Origin of the sequence: Pantoea sp. Fr-CA_6, from assembly GCF_024520895.1 — a bacterium.
GTDB classification, from domain to species: Bacteria; Pseudomonadota; Gammaproteobacteria; order Enterobacterales; family Enterobacteriaceae; genus Pantoea; species Pantoea agglomerans.
In genome coordinates, this window is sequence record NZ_JALNPO010000001.1 from 367,072 (window position 1) to 388,737 (window position 21,666).

Consider the following 21,666-nt stretch of genomic DNA (forward strand, 5'->3'; position numbering starts at 1 on the left):
TCATTGAATAACGAGGCATAAATGTCAAACAGTCAGCGTTTTGAAATTACGGCGGGATACAGCCATTTACTGGGGGCCAACTTTGATGGTCAGGGCGTGAACTTCGCCCTGTTCAGCGCCCACGCCGAGCGGGTTGAACTCTGTCTGTACGATCCCAGCGGTAAAACGGAAATTGCCCGTCTGGAGCTGCCGGAATATACCCATGAAGTATGGCACGGCTATATTCCGGGCCTGCAGCCCGGCGCGCTTTATGGCTATCGCGTCTATGGCCCTTATGACCCGGAAAATGGTCATCGCTTTAACCCGAACAAGCTGCTGCTCGATCCCTACGCCCGTGAACTGGCGGGTGACATCGCGTGGAACGAAGCGCACTTCGCTTACGATCTCTATCATGACGATAAAGATCTGACCTTCGACAGCCGCGACAGCGCGCCGTTTACGCCAAAGTGCCGGGTGATCGATCCCAACGAATTCGACTGGCAGGATAAAAACCGCCCGAATGTGCCGTGGCCGAAAACCGTTATCTATGAAACCCACGTTAAGGGCTTCACGCAGCTCAACACCGCCCTGCCACCTGAAATGCGCGGCACCTTTGACGGCATGAGCCACAAATCGACCGTCGACTACATTAAAAGCCTGGGCATTACCTCGGTCGAACTGCTGCCGGTACACTGGTTCCCGGATGACCAGCACCTGCTGGATAAAGGGCTGAAAAACTTCTGGGGATATAACACGCTGAACTTCTTTGCACCCGCCACCCGCTACTTTGGGCCGCGCGGCATTCAGGGCTTCCGTGACATGGTGCGAGCCTTCCATGATGCCGGTATTGAGGTGATCCTCGACGTGGTCTACAACCACACCGCCGAGGGGAATGAGCTGGGGCCAACGCTGTCGTTTAAAGGCATCGATAACTTCTCCTATTACCGTACGTTGCCAGACCAGCATCGCTATTACATCAACGACACCGGTACCGGTAACACCGTCAACACCTCGCATCCGCGTGTGCTGCAGATGGTGCTCGATTCGCTGCGTTACTGGTCAGAATCAATGCATATCGACGGCTTCCGTTTCGATCTGGGTACCATTCTCGGTCGCGAGCCTGATGGTTTTGACCCGCGCGGCGGCTTCTTCGATGCCATCATGCAGGACCCGGTCCTGTCGCAGAAAAAGCTGATTGGTGAACCCTGGGATATCGGCCCGGGCGGCTATCAGGTGGGCAGCTTCCCGCCAGGCTGGGCAGAATGGAACGATCAGTATCGCGATACGGTGCGTGACTACTGGAAAGGCAACAACGTCTCCACAGACTTTGCCGCCCGCCTGCTGGGTTCCGGCGATCTCTACGATCAGCACGGTCGTCGTCCATGGGCCAGCGTCAACTTTATCACCGCACACGATGGCTTCACCCTCAACGATCTGGTGTCGTACAACGACAAACATAACGCGGAGAATGGCGAAGACAACAACGACGGCCACAACGACAACCGCTCCTACAACTACGGAGTTGAAGGCCCGACCGATGATGAAGGCATCAACGCGGTGCGCGAGCGTCAGAAGCGCAACTTCCTCGCCACGCTGATCTTCTCACACGGTACGCCAATGCTGCTGGCGGGCGACGAGTTTGGCCGCAGCCAGATGGGCAACAACAATGGCTACTGCCAGGACAGCGAAATCTCCTGGGTACACTGGGATAACCTGCCGGAATCTGCCGAGGCGCTGCGCGAGTTCACCCGCCAGATCCTGACGTTACGTGCTCAGCAGCCGTTACTGCGCCGTGAAAACTGGCGTGATGGCATGGATATCAAATGGTTTAACGCCGGTGGCGGCTTCCAGCAGGCTGAGCAGTGGGATGAGGGATCAACGCTGGGGGTTTATATCGGCCGACCGGACCTCCAGACCGAGGAAGGCATCTGGCACGACGTCCTGATGCTGTTCAATCCGTTTGAAGGCAATGTACCGTTCCAGATCCCGCAGTTTGGTGAAGGCGGCTGGGTGCTGGAACTGACCACCAGCGACACCGCGAAGCGCGGTCTGGTGATCACCAAAGAGAAGGATTTCGAACTGGAAGGACGCAGCTTCGCCCTGTTCAGACGTCCATAGCCGCTCACCCGGTTAAAAAGCAGTCATCTGGCGCAGCGCATTTCGCGCTGCGCTTGTGTTTCTGGCGATCGCTGCCAGGCTTAACCGGTTGTTAACAGTGAGAATTGATGCTGAAAAGGAGGCATAATGTCCAGATTTACGCAGAAAGTTGTGGTTGTGACAGGTGCCGGATCCGGCATTGGCGAAGCCAGCGCAAAACGCTTCGCTGAAGAGGGTGCATCAGTGGTGCTGGTGGGCCGTACCGCGCAGAAACTGGAAGAGACGCTGGCCGACATGACGCCAGGCGATCACCTGGTGGCTGCCTGCGACGTCTCAGAAGCCGCACAGGTTAAACAGCTGTCAGAAACCGTGCTGAAGAAGTATGGCCGTGTTGACGTGCTGGTAAATAATGCCGGCGTCATCGTGCAGGGCCGCATTCATGAAGTCGATCTCGACGCATGGAAAACCCTGATGAAAACTGACCTTGATGGGGTTTTCCACGGCGTACACTATTTCATGCCTGCCCTGTTAAAGAGCAAAGGCAACGTGGTTAACATCTCTTCCGTTTCCGGTTTAGGCGGCGACTGGGGCATGAGCATCTACAACGCGGCTAAAGGGGCGATTACCAACTTCACCCGTGCGCTGGCGATGGACTACGGCGCAGATGGCGTACGAGTCAATGCAATCTGTCCCGGCTTTACCTTTACCGATCTGACCGAAGATGCCAAACAGGATCAGGCGCTGCTGGAGCGCTTTTACGACCGTATTCCACTGCGCCGGGCCGGTGAAGCGGATGATATCGCCCGTGCCATTCTCTTTATTGCCAGCGATGAAGCCAGTTATATTACCGGCGTTAATCTGCCGGTTGATGGCGGAATTACCGCTTCAAATGGCCAGCCTAAACAGGCTTAAATAAAGAACAGGGCAGCGTCTTTACGCTGCCTTTTTTTATTCTAACCGGCCCGCAGCATTAATTCCCTTTATTATCCTTCTGCCACAGCAGAACAATAACTCCCTGCATACAAATTAATGTTTTGGCGTATGGCGGGTTGGCGTTGCCGCGCGTGCAGGTTTAATTGCCGTGCTGCTGGTCGGGCAAATAAAAGTGCTCAGGCAGGCATTACAGAGTATGGCATTAGCGTGATGGACTTTCGCCACGGCCAGCGCCTGCTGGCGGGTATAAAGCGAACCAATAAAAACGCGTTTATCGTTCTTTGACAGATTAACGCAACCTTCTTTGTGTAAAATCCATCCACCCATGGGACGCGGGCACAGATAATAGTAGCTGGCTTTGAGCATGGTAGTCATCCTGATAGTTGCTGTATGTATCTTAAAAAACGAACCAAAATTCGTAAGAGGTTTTTTTTGTAATCTGAAGCTTTATTAAACTAACTGAGAATTATCCCTAAAACCACTTTATTGCGTGAGTCTGGCTGACTTTGAGAATATGCCCTTTTTCATTGCTTATGTCGCTTCAGGCATTCCACGCGCTGTAACGCCCTCACCCTCACTGTCGCCCCGCTTACATTTATACTGCTAATGCATCATTAAAAAAGCAAAAATCAAAACAATACCTTAAAAACAATACCTTATAAAATCAACCTGCGCGCCAGGGGTGACGCGCTACTCAGATATGATTAGAGCAGAAGCTGAAAAATATCATCCCCGCAGGGGTATTTATGAGTATTGATAAACTGAACCTGAATAAGAGTGAAAGCGGTGCACAGCGTGCCTTTAAGCGGAACGCCAGCTCCCCTGGCATCAGGGATTTATCAATACCAGCGGGCGTAATTAACAGCGACCGGCTTGAAAAAGTAAAACGATCGGTTTACTTTTAAAGCATGAAAAAGAGAAACGATATCATCCAGGCCGCCGAGCGGCTCTTTTACACCCACGGTTTCCACGCCACCAGCACCGACAATATCTGTCGCGAAGCGGGCGTCTCTACCCGCACGCTTTATCATTACTTCGCCTCACGCGAAGCGCTGACCGCAGCGGTACTCGACGCGCGCGAGCAGCGCTTTATGGCCGATCTGCTGCCACCGCAACAGCCTGATGCGATAGCGCATCTGTTCAGGGTGCTGGGCGAGTGGACGGCAGCGAACGGTGCCCGTGGCTGCTTCTTTCTTAAAGCCTGGGGAGAGTATGCCGAGCGGGACAGCGAACTGGCCGCTCAGGCGCTGGCCTTCCGGACCACGATGCGGGCTTATATCACCCATTGTGTGACGCATCTGCGCGGTGCTGAAGACAAGTCGCTGAGCGATGCTATCTGGATACTCTTTGAGGGTGCCATTACCACGGCACTGATTACCGGTCCCGCCGCTGCTCAACAGGCGGCGCAGGTCGTCAGTCAGTTGCTTCAGAACAGGGCGACAGGATGAGATCGCCCATCGCGCTGGCGCTGACCGGCTTCAGCCTGATCGCCGTGACCTATGGCATGGCGCGCTTCTCATGGGGATTGATGCTGCCCGCTATCTCAGCGGAGATCCCCTTCAACCCGCAGCAGGCGGGTATGCTGTCAGCCTGCAGCTTTGTGGCATATTGCCTCACCATTCTTACCGCAGCCGCGCTGGCGGATCGCTATGGCACCCGGCTGACGGCGCTGCTGGCCTCACTCAGTGCGACGGCGGGTCTGCTGCTGCTCGCCTGTGCCTCATCAACGCTGCTGCTGGCGGCCGGACTCTTTATTGCCGGATTGAGTGCCGGTCTGGCTTCACCTGCCCTGGCGGCGGCGGTCAGCGATCGAATCCCTGCTGCGGGTCAGCCGCGCATCAATACCCTGATCAATGCCGGCACCAGCGCGGGCATTATCCTGACGGTGGTCATCCTGAGCGTTCTGCCCGGCGGCTGGCGTGCCGCCTGTCTGCTGTTCGCTCTGCTGTCGCTGGCCTGTGTGCTGCCGGTGATGCGCGTGTTATCGGGTGACGCCGCCAGTCACTCCACCAGAGTGCGTCACTGGCACCAGCGGCTGTATCGCCGCTCCATGCATAGGCTGATGAGTATTGCGTTGATTTCGGGTCTGGTCAGTGCAGCCTGGTGGAGCTTTGGGTCAGCGCTGCTGCGACAGCATGTCGGTGTTGATGAGGAGACCGCCCGCTTACTCTGGCTGATTGCCGGAGGCGCAGGCATCGTGGGTGCGGCAACCGGGCCGGTCGCTGCCCGTATCGGGCTGAAGGGTGTATACCGGCTCTCACTGTGCGGGATGGCAGTGCCACTGCTGGTGCTGGCCTGGAGTCGGGGCGAATCCACCGGCTTAGCGATCGCGGTTGCCTGCTGTGGCGCAGGTTACGTCACGCTATCGGGCGTGCTGCTGGTGTGGGGCGCACGCGCCACTGCTGAAGATCCGGCGACCGGCGTCGGCATCCTGTTTTTTATGCTGGCGGTGGGCCAGGTAGCGGGATCGCTGCTGTTTGGTCAGCTCTACGCCTCTTTGGGTGCCAGTACGGCATTGACGCTGTTTGCGGTCAGCGCCCTGCTGTTGCTATTTATTGCGCCCGCGCAGAACAGCAGCGAGTCGGGTAAATAAGCAGGCGTAAACGAATGGGTTGGCAGAAAACAGGGAAGTTAGAAATAGTGTCGATGCTATTTACCAGACAGTGCCAATATTATCGCCCGGGGAATGAGGAAATATTACGCAGGTGTTATGGCTGAAGCGATAAACTCATCGCGGCGTCCATTCAGATCGCGCGAATATTTTTAATGCGTGGATTTATTTTCTGCTGAAGCAAATCTTCTTCGGGACCCAGATAATAAGGCACAGCACACTGCTTACCATCTTTGGTAAAAATAATCTGGTTATCATGCAGGAATAACGCAGTAAAATGGCCCAGTACCACACCATTTAATTCAAAGCAGTGATTTCTTGCTGCACGCAGCCCCTGCTTACTATTCAGAAAATCAACAAATCGCATCACGCTGCGCCTCCAGTTAATAAATCAACCCCATCAGAACCGCGAAGATAATAGCCTTAATGCCGGCCCGGATCATCCGGCTGACGCTGTTTTCAGAATAGGCTTAATTACCATTCAGTAGTGGCACTAAACCGACGTGATTTTTTATCTGCTTCCTGCCAGGAATAATCCTGCCGAACGACGCACTCATAAAATTTCATGAGCGCGTAATATTTATATTGCGCCCTCACATCGCCCGCTATACCGTTGTTTTTCCACCAGGTGCAGACTTTCGGGGCAAAACCGCATAATGGAAATTTTTGAGGCAGATGAACGCCACATCACGGCGATTCAGCAGATCTACGCCTGGCATGTCCTTAACGGCACCGGCTCATTTGAGACAGTGCCGCCCGACGCGGCAGAGATTGGCGAGCGGATGCGGAAGATTCAGCAGGCGGGCCTGCCGTGGTTTATCGCTGTCAGCGACGGAGAAGTACGTGGATTCTGCTATCTGACGCCTTATCGCCCGCGCCATGCCTACCGGCATACGCTGGAGGACTCAATTTATATCGATCCCGGATTTCAGAAGCGCGGAGTCGGTTCGCGCCTGTTAAACCATGTAATCCGCTGGGCTGAGCAGGCAGGGTTCCGCCAGTTGATCGCCAACGTCGGCGACAGCGAGAACCAGGGCTCGATTGCCGTACATCGCGCCGCAGGCTTTGAGATGACAGGTATCCTGCGCTCGGTAGGTTTTAAACAGGGTCGCTGGCTGGATACCGTTTTTATGCAGCGCTCTCTGGGAACGGGCAATACCACGCTGCCGGTTGATTAAAACAGACTCAGAGTGAGAAAGACGTACTGGCCCTCGTTTTCCCCGGAAGAAGCTTCTGGTAAGGTGCCATAACAAAAAATAAAAAATTCCGGAAACCTTTATGTTGTCGACAATCATCTATCGCAGCCACATTACTGAACATGTGCCGCTTGAGATCCTGAAGGGTTTGGCGCGGAAAGCAAATAAAATCAATAAATCCTCAAGCGTCACCGGAATTTTATTATTCAATGGCACGCATTTTTTCCAGCTGCTGGAAGGTCCGGAGGCGGCGGTCAATGCAGTTTACAGCCGGATTTGCCAGGATCCACGCCACCATAATCTGGTCGAACTGCTGCGCGATTACGCCCCGGCACGCCGTTTTGGCCACGTCGGTATGGAGCTGTTCGATCTGCGGCTGCATGATAAAGAGACGGTACTGGAGGCGGTGCTGGCAAAGTGCACCACAAAGTATCAGCTGACCTATGCCGATCGCGCACTGCAGTTCCTGCGCACCTTTGTCGAAGCGCGGGAAAAAGAGAACTATTTTGAGATCCCGGCCGCCAGCGGCTGGACGTTTATCTGTGACGAGTCAGAACAGCGTGAAGGCAACGCATCGCTGGTGGCTGCGGATGAGGTCAGCTTTGCTTTTCAGCCGATCGTTGACCCCTTCGCCTGCGAAATCGTCTCGCTGGAAGCGCTGCTGCGCGGCCCGCAGGGTGAACCGCCGCTCGACTATTTTGCCCGACTGTCGCGTGAGCAGCTCTATCAGCTCGATCTGAGGTCGAAAAAGATCGCCTTCGCGCAGGCGAAGCAGCTGGGGATTGAGGGCATGACCCTGTCGATCAATCTGCTGCCGATGACGCTGGTGGAAGTGCCCGACGCCGTCCCGTTTTTGCTGGATGAGATTGCTGCGCAGGGACTGGTGCCAGAGCAGATCATGGTTGAATTCACCGAGAATGAAATTATCTCGCAGCCTGAGGCCTTTGAAGCCGCCATCAGGCAGCTGAAGGCGGCCGGCATCAGCCTGGCGCTGGATGATTTCGGTGCCGGTTTTGCCGGTCTGTCGCTGCTGACGCGCATTCAGCCCGACAAGATTAAAATCGACCGAACCATCATCGCTGATGTGCATAAAAGTGGGCCGAAGCAGGCGATCATTCATGCCATTCTGAAATGCTGCTCCTCGCTGGAGATCGGTGTTATCGCCGAGGGCATTGAACAGCCGGAAGAGTGGATGTGGCTTGAAGCGGCAGGCGTGACCCAGTTTCAGGGCTTTCTGTTCTCAAAACCTGTACTCAATGGCGTTGCGGCCGTGGCCTGGCCGGAGCTGATCTGACCGCCTCTGCGATTTGGATGAATTTGCGATTTCCTGCCTTGCTGGATCACCCGGCGGCTGCTAAATAATTAACAGCCCCGGGGGATCATCTTTCTGTCATCTTCCCGCGGCAGAGTCAGTCATTACCCAGTCAGTGATTAAATGTTTAGCAGTCAGATGTTCAGTGTTTAGGCCAGCGCTACGCGCCATGCGTGCGACGTGACTCCAGGGACAGCATTTGAGGAACTGAATGAAGCAAATCATCCGCGGTGATAAAGAACCCTCCCATATTCTCGCAGCGACCCGTGCGCTTGAAGCGCACTACTCCCGCTACGGAGAAGGTAATAAGTACCATCCCGTTATCTATTCCATCGCCTACCGCAGCCGGTTTTATCAGGTTGAGGTGATTACCCGACGTGAAACCATGGTTGCCTCGGTGATTACTGGCGTTCGCAACCTGACGCATCTCTCCGGCGCCGCCTGACGGCCGCCTGTCATCCTGCGGGGGCAGATTGCCCCCGACTCACTGCTTAGCGTCGATAGAGTGAATTCGCCGGAAAAATTGCGCCAATCACGCTTTTTTCCCGTGCGCCCGTCACCGCAGGCAGATTGCCCGGCAGGCCGGAGAGCGTGCGGAAAGCCAGCCAGGCAAACGCCAGCGCTTCCATATCGTCACCACTGACACCCGCCGCATCGGTAGTCGTTACTTCCGTTCCCGGAAGATGGGCTGCCAGTCGTGCCATCAGCAGCGGATTGCGGCCGCCGCCGCCACATACCAGCAGACGGTCGCAGCCATCATTGAGTAACACCTGCTGCGTGATGGTGATGGCGGTCAGCTCGACCAGCGTAGCCTGCACATCCTGCGCAGCCAGACCCGGGAAATAGCGCAGATGCTGCTCCAGCCAGCTGAGGTTGAAATGTTCGCGCCCGGTGCTTTTCGGCGGCGGCAATGCAAACCAGGGCTCACGTAGCAGCGCCTCCAGCAGTGCCGGAATCACCGACCCGCTGCGCGCCCACTGCGCATCTTTGTCATACGGCTGAGCCTGATTACGCCAGATCCAGGCGTCCAGTAGCATATTGCCGGGGCCGGTATCGAAGCCGCGTACCGGCTGACCCGGGATCAGCAGCGAGAGATTGGCGATGCCGCCAATATTCAGCACCATGCGGCGTTCAGAAGCATCCATCAGCAGCGCCTGATGAAAGGCAGGCACCAGCGGCGCGCCCTGCCCGCCCAGCGCCATGTCACGGCGGCGGAAATCTCCTACCACGGTGACGCCGGTGGCCACCACGATCTGATTATGATCGCCAATCTGCAGCGTATTGGGTGCGTCACTCTGTGGCTCATGCCAGACGGTCTGACCATGACAGCCAATCGCCGTGATATCGCTGGCTTCAAGCGATTCGCGCTTCATTAATGTCACTACCGCTTCAGCAAACAGCTGGCCGAGGCGGGTATCAAGCTGGCCGAGCTGCGACAGCGTCAGGGACTGTCCCTGACATATCGCCAGAATCGCCTGACGCAGTTCTGGTGGCATCGGATGGCAGTAGCTCGCCTGCTGCGCCACCATATTTTCATCAATGGCAGCCAGCACCACATCCACTCCATCCAGGCTGGTGCCTGACATTACCCCAATATAGCGTCCTGATTTCATAGCCATTCCTTACTTCCGGCGGGAAGTGCGATTCATCTGCGGTTAGCCTGACAAATAATGATCGCTAATTCTATGATTAAATTCTTTTTATCCAATCGTGCTGACTGATAACGTAATGGGACTATTTTTAGTCCACGATTGAATTATTGTTGATCCTGCATAGTCTATGCTTCGTCCAGCCGTGTTTTATTCGGACAGGGATTAATTTGCCAGGTTTGTGTCTTATACTGTGAGCAGGATACAGCGGTAAACGTGGCACCTTCTCGACTAAAGGAGTTTCAAATGATCAAGCGTGTAATTGTGGTCGCTCTGGCCGGTGTGATGCTGGCAGGTTGTAGCAATACCAGTACGCTGTCGGGTGATACCTACAGTGCCAGTGAAGCTAAGCAGGTGCAGAGCGTTTCGTACGGTACCTTAGTCTCAGTACGTCCGGTGAAAATCCAGGGCGGCGATGAGAGCAATGTCATCGGTGCTATCGGTGGTGCGGTGCTGGGTGGCTTCCTGGGTAACACCATTGGTGGCGGCAGCGGACGTAGCCTGGCGACAGCCGGTGGTGCGGTTCTGGGTGGCGTAGCAGGCCAGGGCGTACAGGGCGCAGTCAATAAAACCGATGGCGTTGAGCTGGAAATCCGTAAGGATGATGGCAACACCATCATGGTGGTTCAGAAACAGGCCGCCACGCGTTACTCTGTTGGCCAGCGCGTTGTGATGGCATCCAACGGCAGCCAGGTGACGGTTTCACCTCGCTAATGAAGCTAAACAAAAAACCGACGCCTGGGCGTCGGTTTTTTTATTTCTCTTTATGCTGAAGTTCGAGAATGTTTTTCTCAAGCCGGGCGATCAGCGTCACCATCTGACTGATCTCTTCCCGACTGATGCCGGACAAAATGTCATCCCGCGTCTCATCAATCACACTCTCAACCTGTTCGATTATCGGCTCGGCCTGCTGCGTCAGCTTAATGCGCTTGGCACGACGATCGTTGGCGCAGGTCGAACGGGTGATTAATCCTTTCTCTTCCAGCTGATCCAGCGTGCGCACCAGCGAAGGCTGTTCAATACCAATCGCCTTGGCTAACTGAATCTGGGACTGTTCGGGCGGCAGTTGATGAATATTGTGCAACGTCACCCAGTGAGTCTGAGTCAGCTCAAGCGGCTTCAGCCGCTGATCAATCAACGCGCGCCAGATGCGCACCAGGCGAGATAAATCCGTTCCGAGGGGCGTATCCATTTCATCTCCTTATAATTAGCTTGCTAGCTATCAAGCCAGATTTTACACTATTCTGCGAGTTTACAGGACAAATTACAAATCCCGGACCAGGCCACCATAACGTGGCAGCGCTTTCACTCTGCTGTTTGGGTTAACGAAGGATGTTATCACGTGCTTACTCCTGCTTTTTCAGGTGCGAATCCGCTGACCGATCTGGTGGTGGGCGCCTCACTGTTTTTCCCGCCGATATTCAAAGCGGTGATCCTCGGCTTCTTTTTCTGGCTGCTGATCCACCCTCTGGTGCGTGGCTGGATCTACTCCGGCGATGTCTGGCATCCCACCCTGTTTGATCTCTCCCTGTTTGTGCTGTGCGTTACCGCCGCACTCTGGCTCATCGGTCACGGATAATCGATATGAAATTTAACGCGGTAAAATACTTCTCCACGCTGATCGTGTTTGCCCTGGCGCTGCTGGCCGCTGGCTGGCTCTGGAACTACTACATGCAGTCGCCCTGGACCCGTGACGGGAAAGTACGGGCAGAGCTGGTAGATATCACGCCTCAGGTGTCGGGACGAATTACGCAACTGAAGGTCAAAGACAATCAGTTTGTGCATCAGGGCCAGCAGCTGTTAACGCTGGACCCGGTGCCGTGGCAGATCGCGCTCGACAATGCCGCCGCCCAGCTCAGCAAAGCGCAGGCGGATCTCGCGAAAGCGCAGCATGAATTTAACCGTCGCAGCAGCCTGCCGCGCAACATCATCTCCGCAGAGGACCTTGATGCCGCGCGATTAAGCGCCGGCGCGGCGGCCGCCAGCACCAAAGCGGCACAGGCGGAGTGGGAACGAGCGCGCTGGAATCTGCAGCAGACGACGCTGACCGCACCGGCGGATGGCTGGATCACCAATCTGACGCTGCGTCCCGGCAACTATGCCACCGCGGGTTCGCCTCTGTTTGCTCTGGTCGACAGCCACTCTTACTACGTAATGGGCTACTTCGAAGAGACCAAACTGCGCCATATTCACCCAGGCGCAGCGGCCCAGGTGGTGCTCTACAGCAATGGTATGCGGCTGCAGGGTCAGGTGGATAGCATTGGCCGCGCCATCTATGACCAGAGCATTGAGACCGACAGCGGCCTGGTGCCCGATATCAAACCCAACGTGCCCTGGGTGCGGCTGGCGCAGCGGGTGCCGGTGCGTATTCGTCTCGACCCGCTTCCTGCCGATGCAGACCTGGTGGCGGGAACCAGCTGCACCATCACCATCCAGCCATGAATTTTCAGTGGCTGGCCTGGGATCAACTGCCCTGGATTAAGGCGAACGCCGGCCAGTGGCGCTATGCGTTGCGCAACGCTATTGCGATGTGCCTGGCGCTGAGCATCGCCTACGCACTGGATCTGGATGAGCCGTACTGGGCAATGACCTCTGCTGCCGTGATTAGCTTTCCCACCGTCGGCGGCGCGATCAGTAAAAGTCTGGGGCGCATCGTTGGCAGTCTGATGGGGGCCAGCGCTGCGCTGCTGATCGCCGGACATACGCTTAATGAGCCGTGGCTGTTTACCTTTGCCATTGCCGGCTGGCTGGCGCTCTGTACCGGCATAGCGAACCACTACCAGAATAATGTTGCCTACGCCTTTTCGCTGGCGGGCTACACCGCCGCCATCATCGCCTTTAGCAGCGTTAACATCACCGATATCACCTCGCTATGGACCATCGCTCAGGCACGGGTTTGCGAGGTGATCTCCGGCATTCTCTGCGCCGGATTAATGATGATGGTACTGCCGAGTACCTCCGATGGTGAGACGCTGATTACCTCACTGAAACAGATGCATGCCAGGCTGCTGGAACATGCGGTATTACTGCTGCAGCCCTCAGCCAGCGAGACCATCCGGACCGCGCATGAAAATGTCATCAGCCAGATCCTGACCATGAATCTGCTGCGGATTCAGGCGTTCTGGAGCCACTACCGCTTTCGCCGACAGAACAACGTGCTGAACTATGTGCTGCACCAGCAGCTGCGACTCACCAGCGTGCTCTCCAGCCTGCGACGCATGCTGCTGAACTGGCCCGACGCGCCAGAGGCGCTGTTTGACGCGCTGCAACAACTGCTGGCGGAGCTGGCGAAACCGGCGTGTGATAAATATCGTCTGGCGCAAATCCTGCGCAGCGTGACCCCGGCAGCGGATGGCGACTACCGGCAGCGCGCTTTTTGTCAGCGGCTGCGCTACTTCTGCTGGATGTACCTCAACGTGCTGCGCTGGATCCGCCTGCTGGATCGCGCCGATGCCGACACCCGCTTTCAGCCACCGCCGGTTCCGGCGCTGGCGCGCGACAGTGACAGCGCCGAGGCGGGCTGGAGCGCCCTGCGTACCTTCTGCGTTATCGTGCTGGGCTGCGCCTTCTGGATCAATACGCAATGGTCTTCCGGTGCCGCCGCGCTCACCTTAACCGCCATTGCCTGTGTGCTCTACGCTTCATCACCTTCACCTGGCGGCAGCGTCACGCTGCTGCTGAAGACCCTGCTGTGGCTGTTTGCGTTTAGTTTTGTGATGAAGTTTGGGCTGATGGTGCAGATCAGTCAGCTGTGGCAGTTTTTACTGTTTCTGTTCCCGCTGCTGGTGACGCTGCAACTCTTTAAGCTGCAGCAGAAGCAGCGCGCCGGGATGTGGGGACAGTTCATCGTCTTTATGGGTTCGTTTATCGCGGTGACTAATCCGCCCACATGGGATTATCAGGACTTCTTTAACGATAACATCGCCAAAGTCTGCGGGGTGCTGCTCGCCTGGCTGGCGTTCCAGATTCTGCGACCCAGCTCCGATGCGCGGCGCAGCCGACGGCATATCCGGGCGCTGCGGCTGGCGTTTCTCGATCAGCTGCGGCAGCGGCCCCGGCTCAGCGAGAGCCGCTTCGAATCGCAGATTTACCACCGCATCAGCCAGCTCAGTCACAGCCGGGACGAGCAGGCACGCGTCTGGCTACTGCGCTGGGGCGTGGTGCTGCTCAACTGCTCGCATATCGTCTGGCAGCTGCGTGAATGGCGCGCCGGTTCAGCCGCACTGATGGGGTTTCGCGATCACTGCCTGCAAGACTTACAGCAGATTATCAGCAGCCGCGGCGTGCGCCACAGCTCGCTGGATCGGATGCTGACGGAACTGGAGGAGACCATCACCGCGTTACTGGCACTGGAAAGCAATGAGGCCAGCGAGCTGGCGGGGATTATCTGGCGGTTACGCTGTTCACTGGCACAGCTGAAGCAGGCGGTGCCGGAGTGATCACTGGCAATATTGCTGCTGTTGCCGGTTAAAATCATCCTGCAGCTGTTGCAGCGTTTTATGGCCTTCGAAGCGGGTTTTATCCATTTCGGTCATCGGTTCAATCACCAGCACTTTCTCATCGGGTGAGAAGATAAACCGGCGTGTCAGTTCGGTACCGGTAAAACTCTGACCATGAATGCCACCGCACACCATAGTCATGGTACGGCGATAAATAGTGCTATCCGTGAAATTGGTTTCGGTGGCGCTGCGAAAGACCTGATCGCAACCCTGCGCTTCCAGCTTACGCACCATGTTGCGGCTCAGCCATTCACGACCCTTCGCGATCTTTTCACAGGTGATACGCATTGGGTTGGTATCGATGGTGCGCTGCAGTTCGCGTCCGGTTTCGGTGACCAGTTGCGTATCATTGGGTTTATCGCATCCCACCAGCAGCAGACACAGCAGTAATGCGCCCTTGAATTTCATTTTCCTGCTCCTTTCCCCATCACGCTTTCTTACCTGAATCAATATCATAGGGGGGAAATGTCAGGGATGGTACAACAATTCATAAACAGGCAGGAGAAAAGCGGGCGGCCATCGCCTGCCGCCCGGAAACTCAGATTACACCGCAGGCGTAGCGTGCCCCGCCACCGCCCAGCGGTTTAGGATGGTCAGCATGATTGTCACCGCCGACGTGCACCATCAGCGCTTTGCCTTTGATCTCTTTTAACGATTTCAGACGCGGCGCCAGCACCGGATAAGTGGCGCTGCCTTTGTCATCGACATAGACCGCGGGCAGGTCGCCCAGGTGCCCCTCTGCATAAGGCCCCAGATGTTTGCCGCTGTTGGCCGGATCAAGGTGACCACCCGCCGCACCGGCGGCGACCACTTTGCCTTCAGACTCGCCCGGTTCACAGCTGCCTTTAGCATGAACATGGAAACCATGAATGCCCGGCTGAAGGCCCTGCAGATCCGGCGTGAACTGCAGACCATACTGTGTCTCGTCAATCTTAACGGTGCCCAGCGATTTCCCAATCCCTTCAGCGGTAACCTGATGGATCGTAACCTGCTCGCTGGCAGCCAGTGCTGAGCCGCAGGCGATCAGTGCGAATAGGGCAACTACTTTCATTTTCATGGTGACTCCATTTGCATACCAGGGTTTGAGATAAGTCTGGTCGCTGTTGCACTATTTTGCCGGAGATTGACGCAGTTTTACGCTTCAGGGCACATCAAATCCCAGCGCCGCCTTGCGAATACGGAACCACTGCTGACGCGACAGGGATAAGTTCAGTGCTCCGGCGGCTTCGCTGACCCGCGCCGTTTTACCTGAGCCGATGATTGGCAGCGGGCGCGATGGCAGCATCAGTATCCAGGCATAGACCACCTGCTCAAGGCTGGTGGCACCGGTTTCCTGCCGCACGGCTTCCAGTTCGTTACGCAGCGGCTGGAAATGGGGATCGTTAAACAGGCGACCGCCACCCAGACAGGACCAGGCCATCGGACGAATACGCAGCTGCTGACACTGATCCAGCGAGCCATCCAGCAGCACACTTTGCTGCACCGGTGAGATCTCCAGCTGATTTGTCACCAGCGAGAACGGCAGACGGGATTGCAGCAGGGAAAACTGTGATGGTGTGAAGTTAGAGACGCCAAAATGCAGAACCTTGCCGCTGTGATGCAGCGCCATAAAGGCTTCGGCCACCTCGTCAGCCTCCATCAGCGGATCGGGACGATGGATCAGCAGCAGGTCGAGACGGTCGGTATGGATATGGCGCAGTGAGTTTTCAGCACTCTGCAGGATATGACGTTTGTCGGTAATGTAGTGGCCTATCTGATGCTCAGGCTGGGCGCGGGTGGCGATGCCGCACTTGGTGACAATCTGTAGCTGGTCGCGCAAACCGGGTGCCAGTTTCAGTGCCTCGCCAAACGCCGCCTCACACTGGTAGTCACCGTAGATGTCCGCATGGTCAACGGTAGTGATGCCGAGCCTCACGTGGTGCTCAATAAAGGCGACCCGCTCCTGTGGCGACATCCCCCACTCCATCAGACGCCAGTACCCCATGACCAGCGGTGAAAAATCGGGCCCGTGTGAGGCGATGGCTTGCGGTTCTAACATGACGTTCTCCCTGTTGCGCGTTGGCTGAAATTAGCGTGTCAGAGAGTATAACGGAAAGCGCAAAGTCGTCAGAATAACTCCGGCTGTTGTGGCGCGTGTGGCTCCTCACCTTTCTGTTGCCGTTGCAGACGCTGACGCCGCTGCTGACAAAGACGAATGACCTCACGCTTTTGCGCATCGCTGAAGCGCAGCCAGTTGAACCGCTCATCGCGGCTACGTAAACATCCCAGGCAGTAGCCGCGCGCATCAGTCTGGCAGATGCCGCGACAGGGGCTGGGAACCGGGAAAAACTCAAGCTGCTCGGCCACCACGCCTCCGGATTCACAGAATAAACAGTCCAGTAAAAAGCGTAGCCTGGTTGCGCAGGAAGTAAGCCACACCCGGTCAGAATTATCCTGTTCTTTGACTCAGGAGTGAACACTCTGTGCCAAATAGAGAGGGTTGCGTTGCATTAGACCGACTGGTCTACTAATCTCACTGCTATGAATAAGACGCTACAACGCAAAGAAACCCGCGAACACCTGCTCCAGACAGGTGAGCAACTCTGTCTGCAACGCGGCTTTACCGGAATGGGCCTCAGCGAACTGCTGACGCAGGCGGCGGTGCCGAAAGGCTCCTTCTACTACTACTTCCGTTCTAAAGAGGCGTTTGGCGTGGCGTTACTGGAGCGCTATTTTGCGCGTTTCCTGCAGGATGTGGCGTTGCAGCTTAACCAGACCGAAGGCACGCCGCGTGAGCGTCTGCTTAACCACTTTCGTGCTGCCGTTGATCTGTTTGTTCAGCAGGGCCACATCGTAGGCTGTCTGGGCGTCAAAGTCTCCGCGGAGGTGTGCGATCTCTCAGAGCCGATGCGTGATGCATTGCAGCAGGGTGCCGGAAAGATCACGGCACTCTACGCCCGGACCCTGATTGCCGCAGAGCAGCAGGAGTCGCTGAGCCTGCCGCAGCCCCCCGCTCAGATGGCGGAATTGCTGTCGCTGCTGTGGCTGGGTGCCAGTCTGCAGAGCAAAATTTCCCGCGAGGCGCAGCCACTGCGTCTGGCATTGAGTACCATCGAACAGTGGCTTGAACGCCGCTGATTTTTAAAAAACATGTTTGTAGACGACTGGTCTACTAATCAGGAGCTATTATGGCGAGTACCCAGCTGTTTCGTCCGCTAAAAGTCGGTGCAATTACCGTCCCAAACCGCGTATTTATGGCACCGCTGACCCGTCTGCGCAGCATTGAGCCAGGCGACATCCCTACCCCGATGATGGCTGAATATTATCGCCAGCGCGCCAGCGCCGGTTTGATCATCACCGAAGCGACCCAGATCTCTTTCCAGGCGAAAGGCTATGCCGGTGCGCCAGGCTTACATACTCAGCCACAGATTGCAGCGTGGAAAGCGATTAACGAAGGCGTGCATCAGGCTGGCGGTCACACCGCAGTACAGTTATGGCACACCGGTCGTATCTCACATAACAGCGTACAGCCAGAAGGCAAAGCACCGGTTGCGCCATCGGCGATTGCCGCTGGCACCCGTACCTCACTGCGTGCTGAAGATGGCAGCGTCTATCGCGAAGATACCTCAACGCCGCGTGAGCTGACAGTGCCAGAGATTAAGCAGATTGTGGCAGATTTTGGCCAGGCTGCGGCCAACGCGCGTGAAGCGGACTTTGACCTGCTTGAGCTGCACTCGGCGCACGGTTACCTGATGCACCAGTTCCTGGCACCAGGCTCAAACCAGCGTACTGATGAATATGGCGGCAGCATCGAAAAACGCGGCCGCTTTGCGCTGGAAGTGGTTGATGCGGTGATCGCTAACTGGTCAGCCGATCGCATTGGTATTCGCGTCTCACCTATCGGCAGCTTCCAGAATCTGGACAACGGCCCGGATGAAGAGGAAGCGGCGCTGTGGTATATCGGCGAGCTGGCAAAACGCAATATCGCCTATCTGCACCTCTCTGAGCCAGACTGGGCCGGCGGTCAGCCTTATACCGACGCTTTCCGTCAGAAAGTGCGTGATCTCTTCCCGGGTGCCATCATTGGTGCCGGTGCCTATACCGTTGAGAAAGCGGATGACCTGATTGGTCGCGGTCTGATCGATGCGGTTGCGTTTGGTCGCGATTACATTGCTAACCCGGATCTGGTTGAGCGTCTGCAGCAGGACGCCCCACTCAATCCACAGCGTCCGGAAAGCTTCTACGGCGGCGGCGCGGAAGGTTATATCGACTACCCAACGCTGTAACCGGTTCGGGCTGCCGTCCGGGATGATGACGGCAGCCATTATTCAATAGCGATTTTCATCGCTATACTTAGCGCCTGAGTCATCGGGCGATGGCGTTTTATTTAAAAGAGGATGTTATGCGTTTACTTCATACCATGCTGCGCGTTGGCGATCTGCAACGTTCAATCGATTTCTACACCCGTGTGCTGGGCATGCGCGTGTTGCGTCAGAGCGAAAACACCGAATACAAATATACCCTGGCATTTGTGGGCTACACCGACGAGAGCGAAGGTGCGGTGATCGAACTGACCTACAACTGGGGCGTCGATAAGTATGACCTCGGTGATGCCTATGGTCATATTGCGCTGGGCGTTGATGACGCAGCAGCGGCCTGCGAACGTATCCGCAAAGATGGCGGCAACGTGACGCGTGAAGCTGGCCCGGTTAAAGGCGGCTCCACCATTATTGCCTTTGTTGAAGATCCCGATGGTTACAAAATCGAGCTGATCGAAAACAAAGATGCCGGTAACGGCCTCGGCAACTAAACCTGCCTGTCAGCCCGCCCGATCAGGTGGGCTGAATCCCCTTCTCTGCGCTTCATCTGCTGCACCCGGCCCCGTTTTTTGCCATAATACGCGCTGCCCTTTTTCTGCAACGAGATCCTGATGTCTGATTCGAATTCCCCTAATGCACTCAATCAACGTTTCCGTGGCTTCTATCCGGTGGTGATCGACGTTGAAACCGCGGGTTTCAATGCGCAAACCGATGCGTTACTGGAGATTGCCGCTATCACGCTGAAGATGGATGAAGAGGGATGGATTCAGATTGACCAGACGCTGCATTTCAACGTCGAACCTTTTGTGGGATCGCTGCTGCATCCCGAAGCCCTGGCCTTTACCGGCATCGATCCCAGCAATCCGCTGCGCGGCGCGGTCAGTGAATATGAGGCGCTGCACGCCATTTTCAAAATGGTGCGCAAGGGCATTAAAGACAGCGGCTGCAATCGCGCCATTATGGTGGCGCACAATGCCACTTTCGACCTGAACTTTATGTCAGCGGCGGCGGAACGAGCCAGCCTGAAGCGCAACCCGTTTCACCCGTTTGCCACCTTTGACACCGCGGCCCTGAGCGGGCTGGTTTTGGGTCAGACGGTGCTGGCGAAGGCCTGTATTGCGGCGGGAATGGAGTTTGACAGCACGCAGGCGCATTCGGCGCTCTATGACACTCAGCAGACGGCAACGCTGTTCTGCGAGCTGGTGAACCGCTGGAAACGGTTAGGCGGCTGGCCGCTGCCCTTCGCGGAAGGCGATGCAGAAGCCACGACATCCGCATAAGGGATGCCGCAATGAAAAAGGCCGACGTGATGTCGGCCTTTTTTTATTCTGCTTCTTTAAATTTTTCTGCAGTCTCTTTGATCAGCGTCTGCAGTTCACCACGTTGTAACATCTCAACGATGATGTCGCATCCACCGACCAGCTCGCCATCAACCCACAGCTGCGGGAAAGTTGGCCAGTTAGCGAATTTCGGCATCTCGGCACGAATGTCCGGGTTCTGCAGAATATCCACGTAAGCAAAACGCTCACCGCAGGCTGACAGCGCCTGCACCGCCTGTGCAGAGAAACCGCAGCTTGGCAGTTTCGGGGAACCTTTCATGTACAGCAGGATCGGGTTTTCTGCGATCTGGCGCTGAATTTTTTCTACAGTACTCATAATTGCCTTCCTTAATTCGTCACATCGTGTTTGTTTATTGTAGCGACTTCGCAGCGTGACTGAAAACGAGATTTTGATCGCTGCCCGATTAAATCGCCATCATTGTTAAGTCCTGCTCCGGGACACCTGAATTCCTGATTATTAACAGCAGGTAACAGATTAATAATTCGTAATAATTTCGTTGATATAAGACGCTGAAAATGTTCATTTTCAGCGCAATTGCGTGGGTTGCAAAGATTAATATTAAAAGGCATTACAGTTTTTAAAAGAACTGGACTAGAATGGCCTGGGCGCTGATCCTGGATCAGATTAATCTCAACTTTGTCGCGGTGCGTAGTGGCCCTGACAACTTAACTAATCAACGGACTATGCGTTTAATCATTACGTTTTTCATGCTGGCCTTTGCGCAACTGTTTTTCAACATCGCCGCTGCGTCGCCTCACGCGCCGGTGAACGTCAGTACGCATAAAGCAGAGAAAAAGAGTGCGCGCGACGATGAGCGTCGCAAGCGTCGCCCGGTCAAAACGGTGACGAAAAAGACTCGCCTCAGCCCGGTTCAAAAACTAAAAACAAAAAAACTGAAAAAAGTCGAACTCACCGCTAAACAGACGCCTGCTAAGAAGACCTCGCTAAAAACCGCCCGTCTCAGTAAGAACAAAGAGAAAAAACGTTATGGTCATCAACGCCTGCTGAAAACCGCAGAGGTCACCACCAGCGAGACCGGCACGATTAAGATGAGCAAATCTCACCGTCAGCGCTACCAGAAGGCCCGCGAAACCGCGATGACCAAGCTGATGGGTCAGTTGGGTAAACCCTATCAGTGGGGCGGCACCTCTCCCCATACCGGTTTCGATTGCAGCGGCCTGGTCTGGTACGCCTATAAAGATCTGGTGAAGTTTAAGATCCCACGTACCGCTAACGAGATGTACCACCTGCGTGATGCCGCACCGATCAAGCGTGAGTCGCTGGAGAAAGGCGATCTGGTCTTCTTCCGTATCAATGGACGCGGTACTGCGGACCATGTCGGCGTTTACCTGGGTGATGGAAAGTTTATCCAGTCGCCACGCACCGGCAAAGATATTCAGATCAGCGCGTTAGGAGAAGATTACTGGCAGCGTCACTATATTGGTGCCCGTCGGGTGATGACGCCAAAAACCATACGCTGAGCAGCAGAACAACCAGAAGAGAGCCGGGATAATCCCGGCTTTTTTTTAGTGCAGAATAGCGGTAAAACTAAAGGCCACAATCATCAGCAGACAGCCCGCGGTGGTCATTAAAGCCAGTTTAAGATCGGTACTCATTGCTTGCTCCTTAGTCACACAATCAGTAGGGGTATCGCATTTTCCCACAGGGCCCGGTAAAAATCTCGTTTTATCCGTTCAGCCTTGTTAGAATCCCGCCTTTGTTGCGCAACGCGCGCAACCCTGATTCCGTTT

26 protein-coding genes are annotated in these 21,666 nt (G+C 55.7%); 16 read left to right on the forward strand and 10 right to left on the reverse strand.

All coding sequences use genetic code 11. The features are described 5' to 3' along the window. Positions 1-21: 21 nt before the first annotated feature. Positions 22-2,097 (forward strand): glycogen debranching protein GlgX, encoded by a 2,076-nt coding sequence (gene glgX / locus NR201_RS01730; RefSeq protein ID WP_010245519.1) that lies wholly within the window; start codon positions 22-24, stop codon positions 2,095-2,097. A 126-nt stretch (positions 2,098-2,223) separates the two neighbouring features. Further along, positions 2,224-2,988, forward strand: coding sequence for an SDR family NAD(P)-dependent oxidoreductase (locus NR201_RS01735; RefSeq protein WP_010245522.1), 765 nt, complete (start codon positions 2,224-2,226; stop codon positions 2,986-2,988). 114 nt (positions 2,989-3,102) lie between these two features. On the opposite strand, the gene NR201_RS01740 is transcribed toward NR201_RS01735, so the two are convergent. Then, positions 3,103-3,375, reverse strand: coding sequence for a hypothetical protein (locus NR201_RS01740; RefSeq protein WP_010245525.1), 273 nt, complete (start codon positions 3,373-3,375; stop codon positions 3,103-3,105). Positions 3,376-3,917: 542 nt separating this feature from the next. Here NR201_RS01740 and NR201_RS01745 point away from each other — a divergent pair. Next, positions 3,918-4,457 (forward strand): TetR/AcrR family transcriptional regulator, encoded by a 540-nt coding sequence (locus NR201_RS01745; protein WP_256849307.1) that lies wholly within the window; start codon positions 3,918-3,920, stop codon positions 4,455-4,457. Continuing rightward, positions 4,454-5,602: a sugar MFS transporter gene (locus NR201_RS01750; RefSeq protein ID WP_256849308.1), complete on the forward strand. Its 1,149-nt coding sequence runs from the start codon at positions 4,454-4,456 to the stop codon at positions 5,600-5,602. The genes NR201_RS01745 and NR201_RS01750 overlap by 4 nt, the downstream gene beginning before the upstream one ends. Positions 5,603-5,753: 151 nt before the next feature. Here NR201_RS01750 and NR201_RS01755 read toward each other — a convergent pair whose 3' ends face one another. Then, positions 5,754-5,987, reverse strand: a complete 234-nt coding sequence (locus tag NR201_RS01755; protein WP_010670048.1) for a hypothetical protein — start codon at positions 5,985-5,987, stop codon at positions 5,754-5,756. Positions 5,988-6,276: 289 nt separating this feature from the next. Between NR201_RS01755 and NR201_RS01760 the strand changes: the two genes are divergently transcribed. The 3 genes from NR201_RS01760 (at position 6,277) to NR201_RS01770 (ending at position 8,573) form a co-directional block, all read left to right on the forward strand. Beyond that, positions 6,277-6,798, forward strand: a complete 522-nt coding sequence (locus NR201_RS01760; protein ID WP_061901480.1) for a GNAT family N-acetyltransferase — start codon at positions 6,277-6,279, stop codon at positions 6,796-6,798. A gap of 100 nt (positions 6,799-6,898) precedes the next feature. Then, positions 6,899-8,110 carry a diguanylate phosphodiesterase gene (locus NR201_RS01765; protein ID WP_256849309.1) on the forward strand — a complete coding sequence of 404 codons (1,212 nt, stop codon included), beginning with the start codon at positions 6,899-6,901 and terminating at the stop codon, positions 8,108-8,110. A 229-nt stretch (positions 8,111-8,339) separates the two neighbouring features. Beyond that, a complete protein-coding gene (locus tag NR201_RS01770; protein ID WP_010245542.1) occupies positions 8,340-8,573 on the forward strand; it encodes a DUF4060 family protein in 234 nt (77 codons plus the stop codon). 46 nt (positions 8,574-8,619) lie between these two features. Here the strand turns inward: NR201_RS01770 and anmK are convergent, their stop codons facing one another. Continuing rightward, a complete protein-coding gene (anmK, locus tag NR201_RS01775; RefSeq protein ID WP_256849370.1) occupies positions 8,620-9,741 on the reverse strand; it encodes an anhydro-N-acetylmuramic acid kinase in 1,122 nt (373 codons plus the stop codon). A 282-nt stretch (positions 9,742-10,023) separates the two neighbouring features. Here anmK and slyB point away from each other — a divergent pair, with 282 nt between their 5' ends. Further along, positions 10,024-10,491 carry an outer membrane lipoprotein SlyB gene (slyB, locus tag NR201_RS01780; RefSeq protein WP_010245548.1) on the forward strand — a complete coding sequence of 156 codons (468 nt, stop codon included), beginning with the start codon at positions 10,024-10,026 and terminating at the stop codon, positions 10,489-10,491. 40 nt (positions 10,492-10,531) lie between these two features. On the opposite strand, the gene slyA is transcribed toward slyB, so the two are convergent. Then, a complete protein-coding gene (gene slyA / locus NR201_RS01785; RefSeq protein WP_010245551.1) occupies positions 10,532-10,969 on the reverse strand; it encodes a transcriptional regulator SlyA in 438 nt (145 codons plus the stop codon). Between the two features lie 150 nt (positions 10,970-11,119). On the opposite strand from slyA, the gene NR201_RS01790 reads away from it, so the two are divergent. The 3 genes from NR201_RS01790 to NR201_RS01800 are packed head-to-tail and all read left to right on the forward strand — an operon-like array spanning position 11,120 to position 14,216. Continuing rightward, positions 11,120-11,356 carry a DUF1656 domain-containing protein gene (locus NR201_RS01790; RefSeq protein ID WP_010245554.1) on the forward strand — a complete coding sequence of 79 codons (237 nt, stop codon included), beginning with the start codon at positions 11,120-11,122 and terminating at the stop codon, positions 11,354-11,356. Between the two features lie 5 nt (positions 11,357-11,361). Continuing rightward, positions 11,362-12,219, forward strand: a complete 858-nt coding sequence (locus NR201_RS01795) for an HlyD family secretion protein (RefSeq protein WP_033771647.1) — start codon at positions 11,362-11,364, stop codon at positions 12,217-12,219. Further along, a complete protein-coding gene (locus NR201_RS01800; RefSeq protein WP_033757500.1) occupies positions 12,216-14,216 on the forward strand; it encodes an FUSC family protein in 2,001 nt (666 codons plus the stop codon). The genes NR201_RS01795 and NR201_RS01800 overlap by 4 nt, the downstream gene beginning before the upstream one ends. Here NR201_RS01800 and NR201_RS01805 read toward each other — a convergent pair whose 3' ends face one another. The 4 genes from NR201_RS01805 to NR201_RS01820 form a co-directional block, all read right to left on the reverse strand. After that, a complete protein-coding gene (locus NR201_RS01805) occupies positions 14,217-14,684 on the reverse strand; it encodes a hypothetical protein (protein WP_010245563.1) in 468 nt (155 codons plus the stop codon). Positions 14,685-14,814: 130 nt separating this feature from the next. Further along, complete coding sequence (gene sodC, locus NR201_RS01810; protein ID WP_256849310.1) at positions 14,815-15,333, reverse strand: superoxide dismutase [Cu-Zn] SodC; 519 nt, start codon at positions 15,331-15,333, stop codon at positions 14,815-14,817. A gap of 84 nt (positions 15,334-15,417) precedes the next feature. Then, positions 15,418-16,314 (reverse strand): aldo/keto reductase family oxidoreductase, encoded by an 897-nt coding sequence (locus NR201_RS01815; RefSeq protein ID WP_256849311.1) that lies wholly within the window; start codon positions 16,312-16,314, stop codon positions 15,418-15,420. Positions 16,315-16,382: 68 nt separating this feature from the next. Continuing rightward, positions 16,383-16,622, reverse strand: a complete 240-nt coding sequence (locus NR201_RS01820; protein WP_010245573.1) for a DUF1289 domain-containing protein — start codon at positions 16,620-16,622, stop codon at positions 16,383-16,385. A 174-nt stretch (positions 16,623-16,796) separates the two neighbouring features. On the opposite strand from NR201_RS01820, the gene NR201_RS01825 reads away from it, so the two are divergent. The 4 genes from NR201_RS01825 (at position 16,797) to rnt (ending at position 19,854) form a co-directional block, all read left to right on the forward strand. After that, on the forward strand, positions 16,797-17,393 hold the full coding sequence (locus NR201_RS01825; RefSeq protein WP_256849312.1) for a TetR/AcrR family transcriptional regulator: 597 nt from the start codon (positions 16,797-16,799) through the stop codon (positions 17,391-17,393). 50 nt (positions 17,394-17,443) lie between these two features. Then, positions 17,444-18,541 carry an alkene reductase gene (locus tag NR201_RS01830; protein ID WP_010245578.1) on the forward strand — a complete coding sequence of 366 codons (1,098 nt, stop codon included), beginning with the start codon at positions 17,444-17,446 and terminating at the stop codon, positions 18,539-18,541. A gap of 116 nt (positions 18,542-18,657) precedes the next feature. Next, entirely contained in the window at positions 18,658-19,065 is a 408-nt protein-coding gene (gene gloA, locus NR201_RS01835; RefSeq protein WP_010245580.1) for a lactoylglutathione lyase, read from the forward strand. A 120-nt stretch (positions 19,066-19,185) separates the two neighbouring features. After that, the gene (rnt, locus tag NR201_RS01840; RefSeq protein ID WP_256849313.1) at positions 19,186-19,854 is read left to right on the forward strand and encodes a ribonuclease T; all 669 of its coding nucleotides are present in this window, start codon (positions 19,186-19,188) and stop codon (positions 19,852-19,854) included. Positions 19,855-19,897: 43 nt separating this feature from the next. Here the strand turns inward: rnt and NR201_RS01845 are convergent, their stop codons facing one another. Beyond that, positions 19,898-20,233 (reverse strand): Grx4 family monothiol glutaredoxin, encoded by a 336-nt coding sequence (locus tag NR201_RS01845; RefSeq protein ID WP_170933470.1) that lies wholly within the window; start codon positions 20,231-20,233, stop codon positions 19,898-19,900. A 365-nt stretch (positions 20,234-20,598) separates the two neighbouring features. Between NR201_RS01845 and NR201_RS01850 the strand changes: the two genes are divergently transcribed. After that, complete coding sequence (locus tag NR201_RS01850) at positions 20,599-21,396, forward strand: C40 family peptidase (protein ID WP_010245589.1); 798 nt, start codon at positions 20,599-20,601, stop codon at positions 21,394-21,396. A 45-nt stretch (positions 21,397-21,441) separates the two neighbouring features. Here NR201_RS01850 and NR201_RS01855 read toward each other — a convergent pair whose 3' ends face one another. Beyond that, positions 21,442-21,531: a YnhF family membrane protein gene (locus NR201_RS01855; RefSeq protein ID WP_010245592.1), complete on the reverse strand. Its 90-nt coding sequence runs from the start codon at positions 21,529-21,531 to the stop codon at positions 21,442-21,444. Positions 21,532-21,666: the final 135 nt, after the last annotated feature.

Coding starts and splice junctions, on each gene's coding strand:
- glgX (WP_010245519.1), top strand. CDS start 22: ATGTCAAACAGTCAGCGTTTTGAAATTACGGCGGGATACAGCCATTTA.
- NR201_RS01735 (WP_010245522.1), top strand. CDS start 2,224: ATGTCCAGATTTACGCAGAAAGTTGTGGTTGTGACAGGTGCCGGATCC.
- NR201_RS01740 (WP_010245525.1), bottom strand. CDS start 3,375: ATGCTCAAAGCCAGCTACTATTATCTGTGCCCGCGTCCCATGGGTGGA.
- NR201_RS01745 (WP_256849307.1), top strand. CDS start 3,918: ATGAAAAAGAGAAACGATATCATCCAGGCCGCCGAGCGGCTCTTTTAC.
- NR201_RS01750 (WP_256849308.1), top strand. CDS start 4,454: ATGAGATCGCCCATCGCGCTGGCGCTGACCGGCTTCAGCCTGATCGCC.
- NR201_RS01755 (WP_010670048.1), bottom strand. CDS start 5,987: ATGCGATTTGTTGATTTTCTGAATAGTAAGCAGGGGCTGCGTGCAGCA.
- NR201_RS01760 (WP_061901480.1), top strand. CDS start 6,277: ATGGAAATTTTTGAGGCAGATGAACGCCACATCACGGCGATTCAGCAG.
- NR201_RS01765 (WP_256849309.1), top strand. CDS start 6,899: ATGTTGTCGACAATCATCTATCGCAGCCACATTACTGAACATGTGCCG.
- NR201_RS01770 (WP_010245542.1), top strand. CDS start 8,340: ATGAAGCAAATCATCCGCGGTGATAAAGAACCCTCCCATATTCTCGCA.
- anmK (WP_256849370.1), bottom strand. CDS start 9,741: ATGAAATCAGGACGCTATATTGGGGTAATGTCAGGCACCAGCCTGGAT.
- slyB (WP_010245548.1), top strand. CDS start 10,024: ATGATCAAGCGTGTAATTGTGGTCGCTCTGGCCGGTGTGATGCTGGCA.
- slyA (WP_010245551.1), bottom strand. CDS start 10,969: ATGGATACGCCCCTCGGAACGGATTTATCTCGCCTGGTGCGCATCTGG.
- NR201_RS01795 (WP_033771647.1), top strand. CDS start 11,362: ATGAAATTTAACGCGGTAAAATACTTCTCCACGCTGATCGTGTTTGCC.
- NR201_RS01800 (WP_033757500.1), top strand. CDS start 12,216: ATGAATTTTCAGTGGCTGGCCTGGGATCAACTGCCCTGGATTAAGGCG.
- NR201_RS01805 (WP_010245563.1), bottom strand. CDS start 14,684: ATGAAATTCAAGGGCGCATTACTGCTGTGTCTGCTGCTGGTGGGATGC.
- sodC (WP_256849310.1), bottom strand. CDS start 15,333: ATGAAAATGAAAGTAGTTGCCCTATTCGCACTGATCGCCTGCGGCTCA.
- NR201_RS01815 (WP_256849311.1), bottom strand. CDS start 16,314: ATGTTAGAACCGCAAGCCATCGCCTCACACGGGCCCGATTTTTCACCG.
- NR201_RS01825 (WP_256849312.1), top strand. CDS start 16,797: ATGAATAAGACGCTACAACGCAAAGAAACCCGCGAACACCTGCTCCAG.
- NR201_RS01830 (WP_010245578.1), top strand. CDS start 17,444: ATGGCGAGTACCCAGCTGTTTCGTCCGCTAAAAGTCGGTGCAATTACC.
- gloA (WP_010245580.1), top strand. CDS start 18,658: ATGCGTTTACTTCATACCATGCTGCGCGTTGGCGATCTGCAACGTTCA.
- rnt (WP_256849313.1), top strand. CDS start 19,186: ATGTCTGATTCGAATTCCCCTAATGCACTCAATCAACGTTTCCGTGGC.
- NR201_RS01850 (WP_010245589.1), top strand. CDS start 20,599: ATGCGTTTAATCATTACGTTTTTCATGCTGGCCTTTGCGCAACTGTTT.
- NR201_RS01855 (WP_010245592.1), bottom strand. CDS start 21,531: ATGAGTACCGATCTTAAACTGGCTTTAATGACCACCGCGGGCTGTCTG.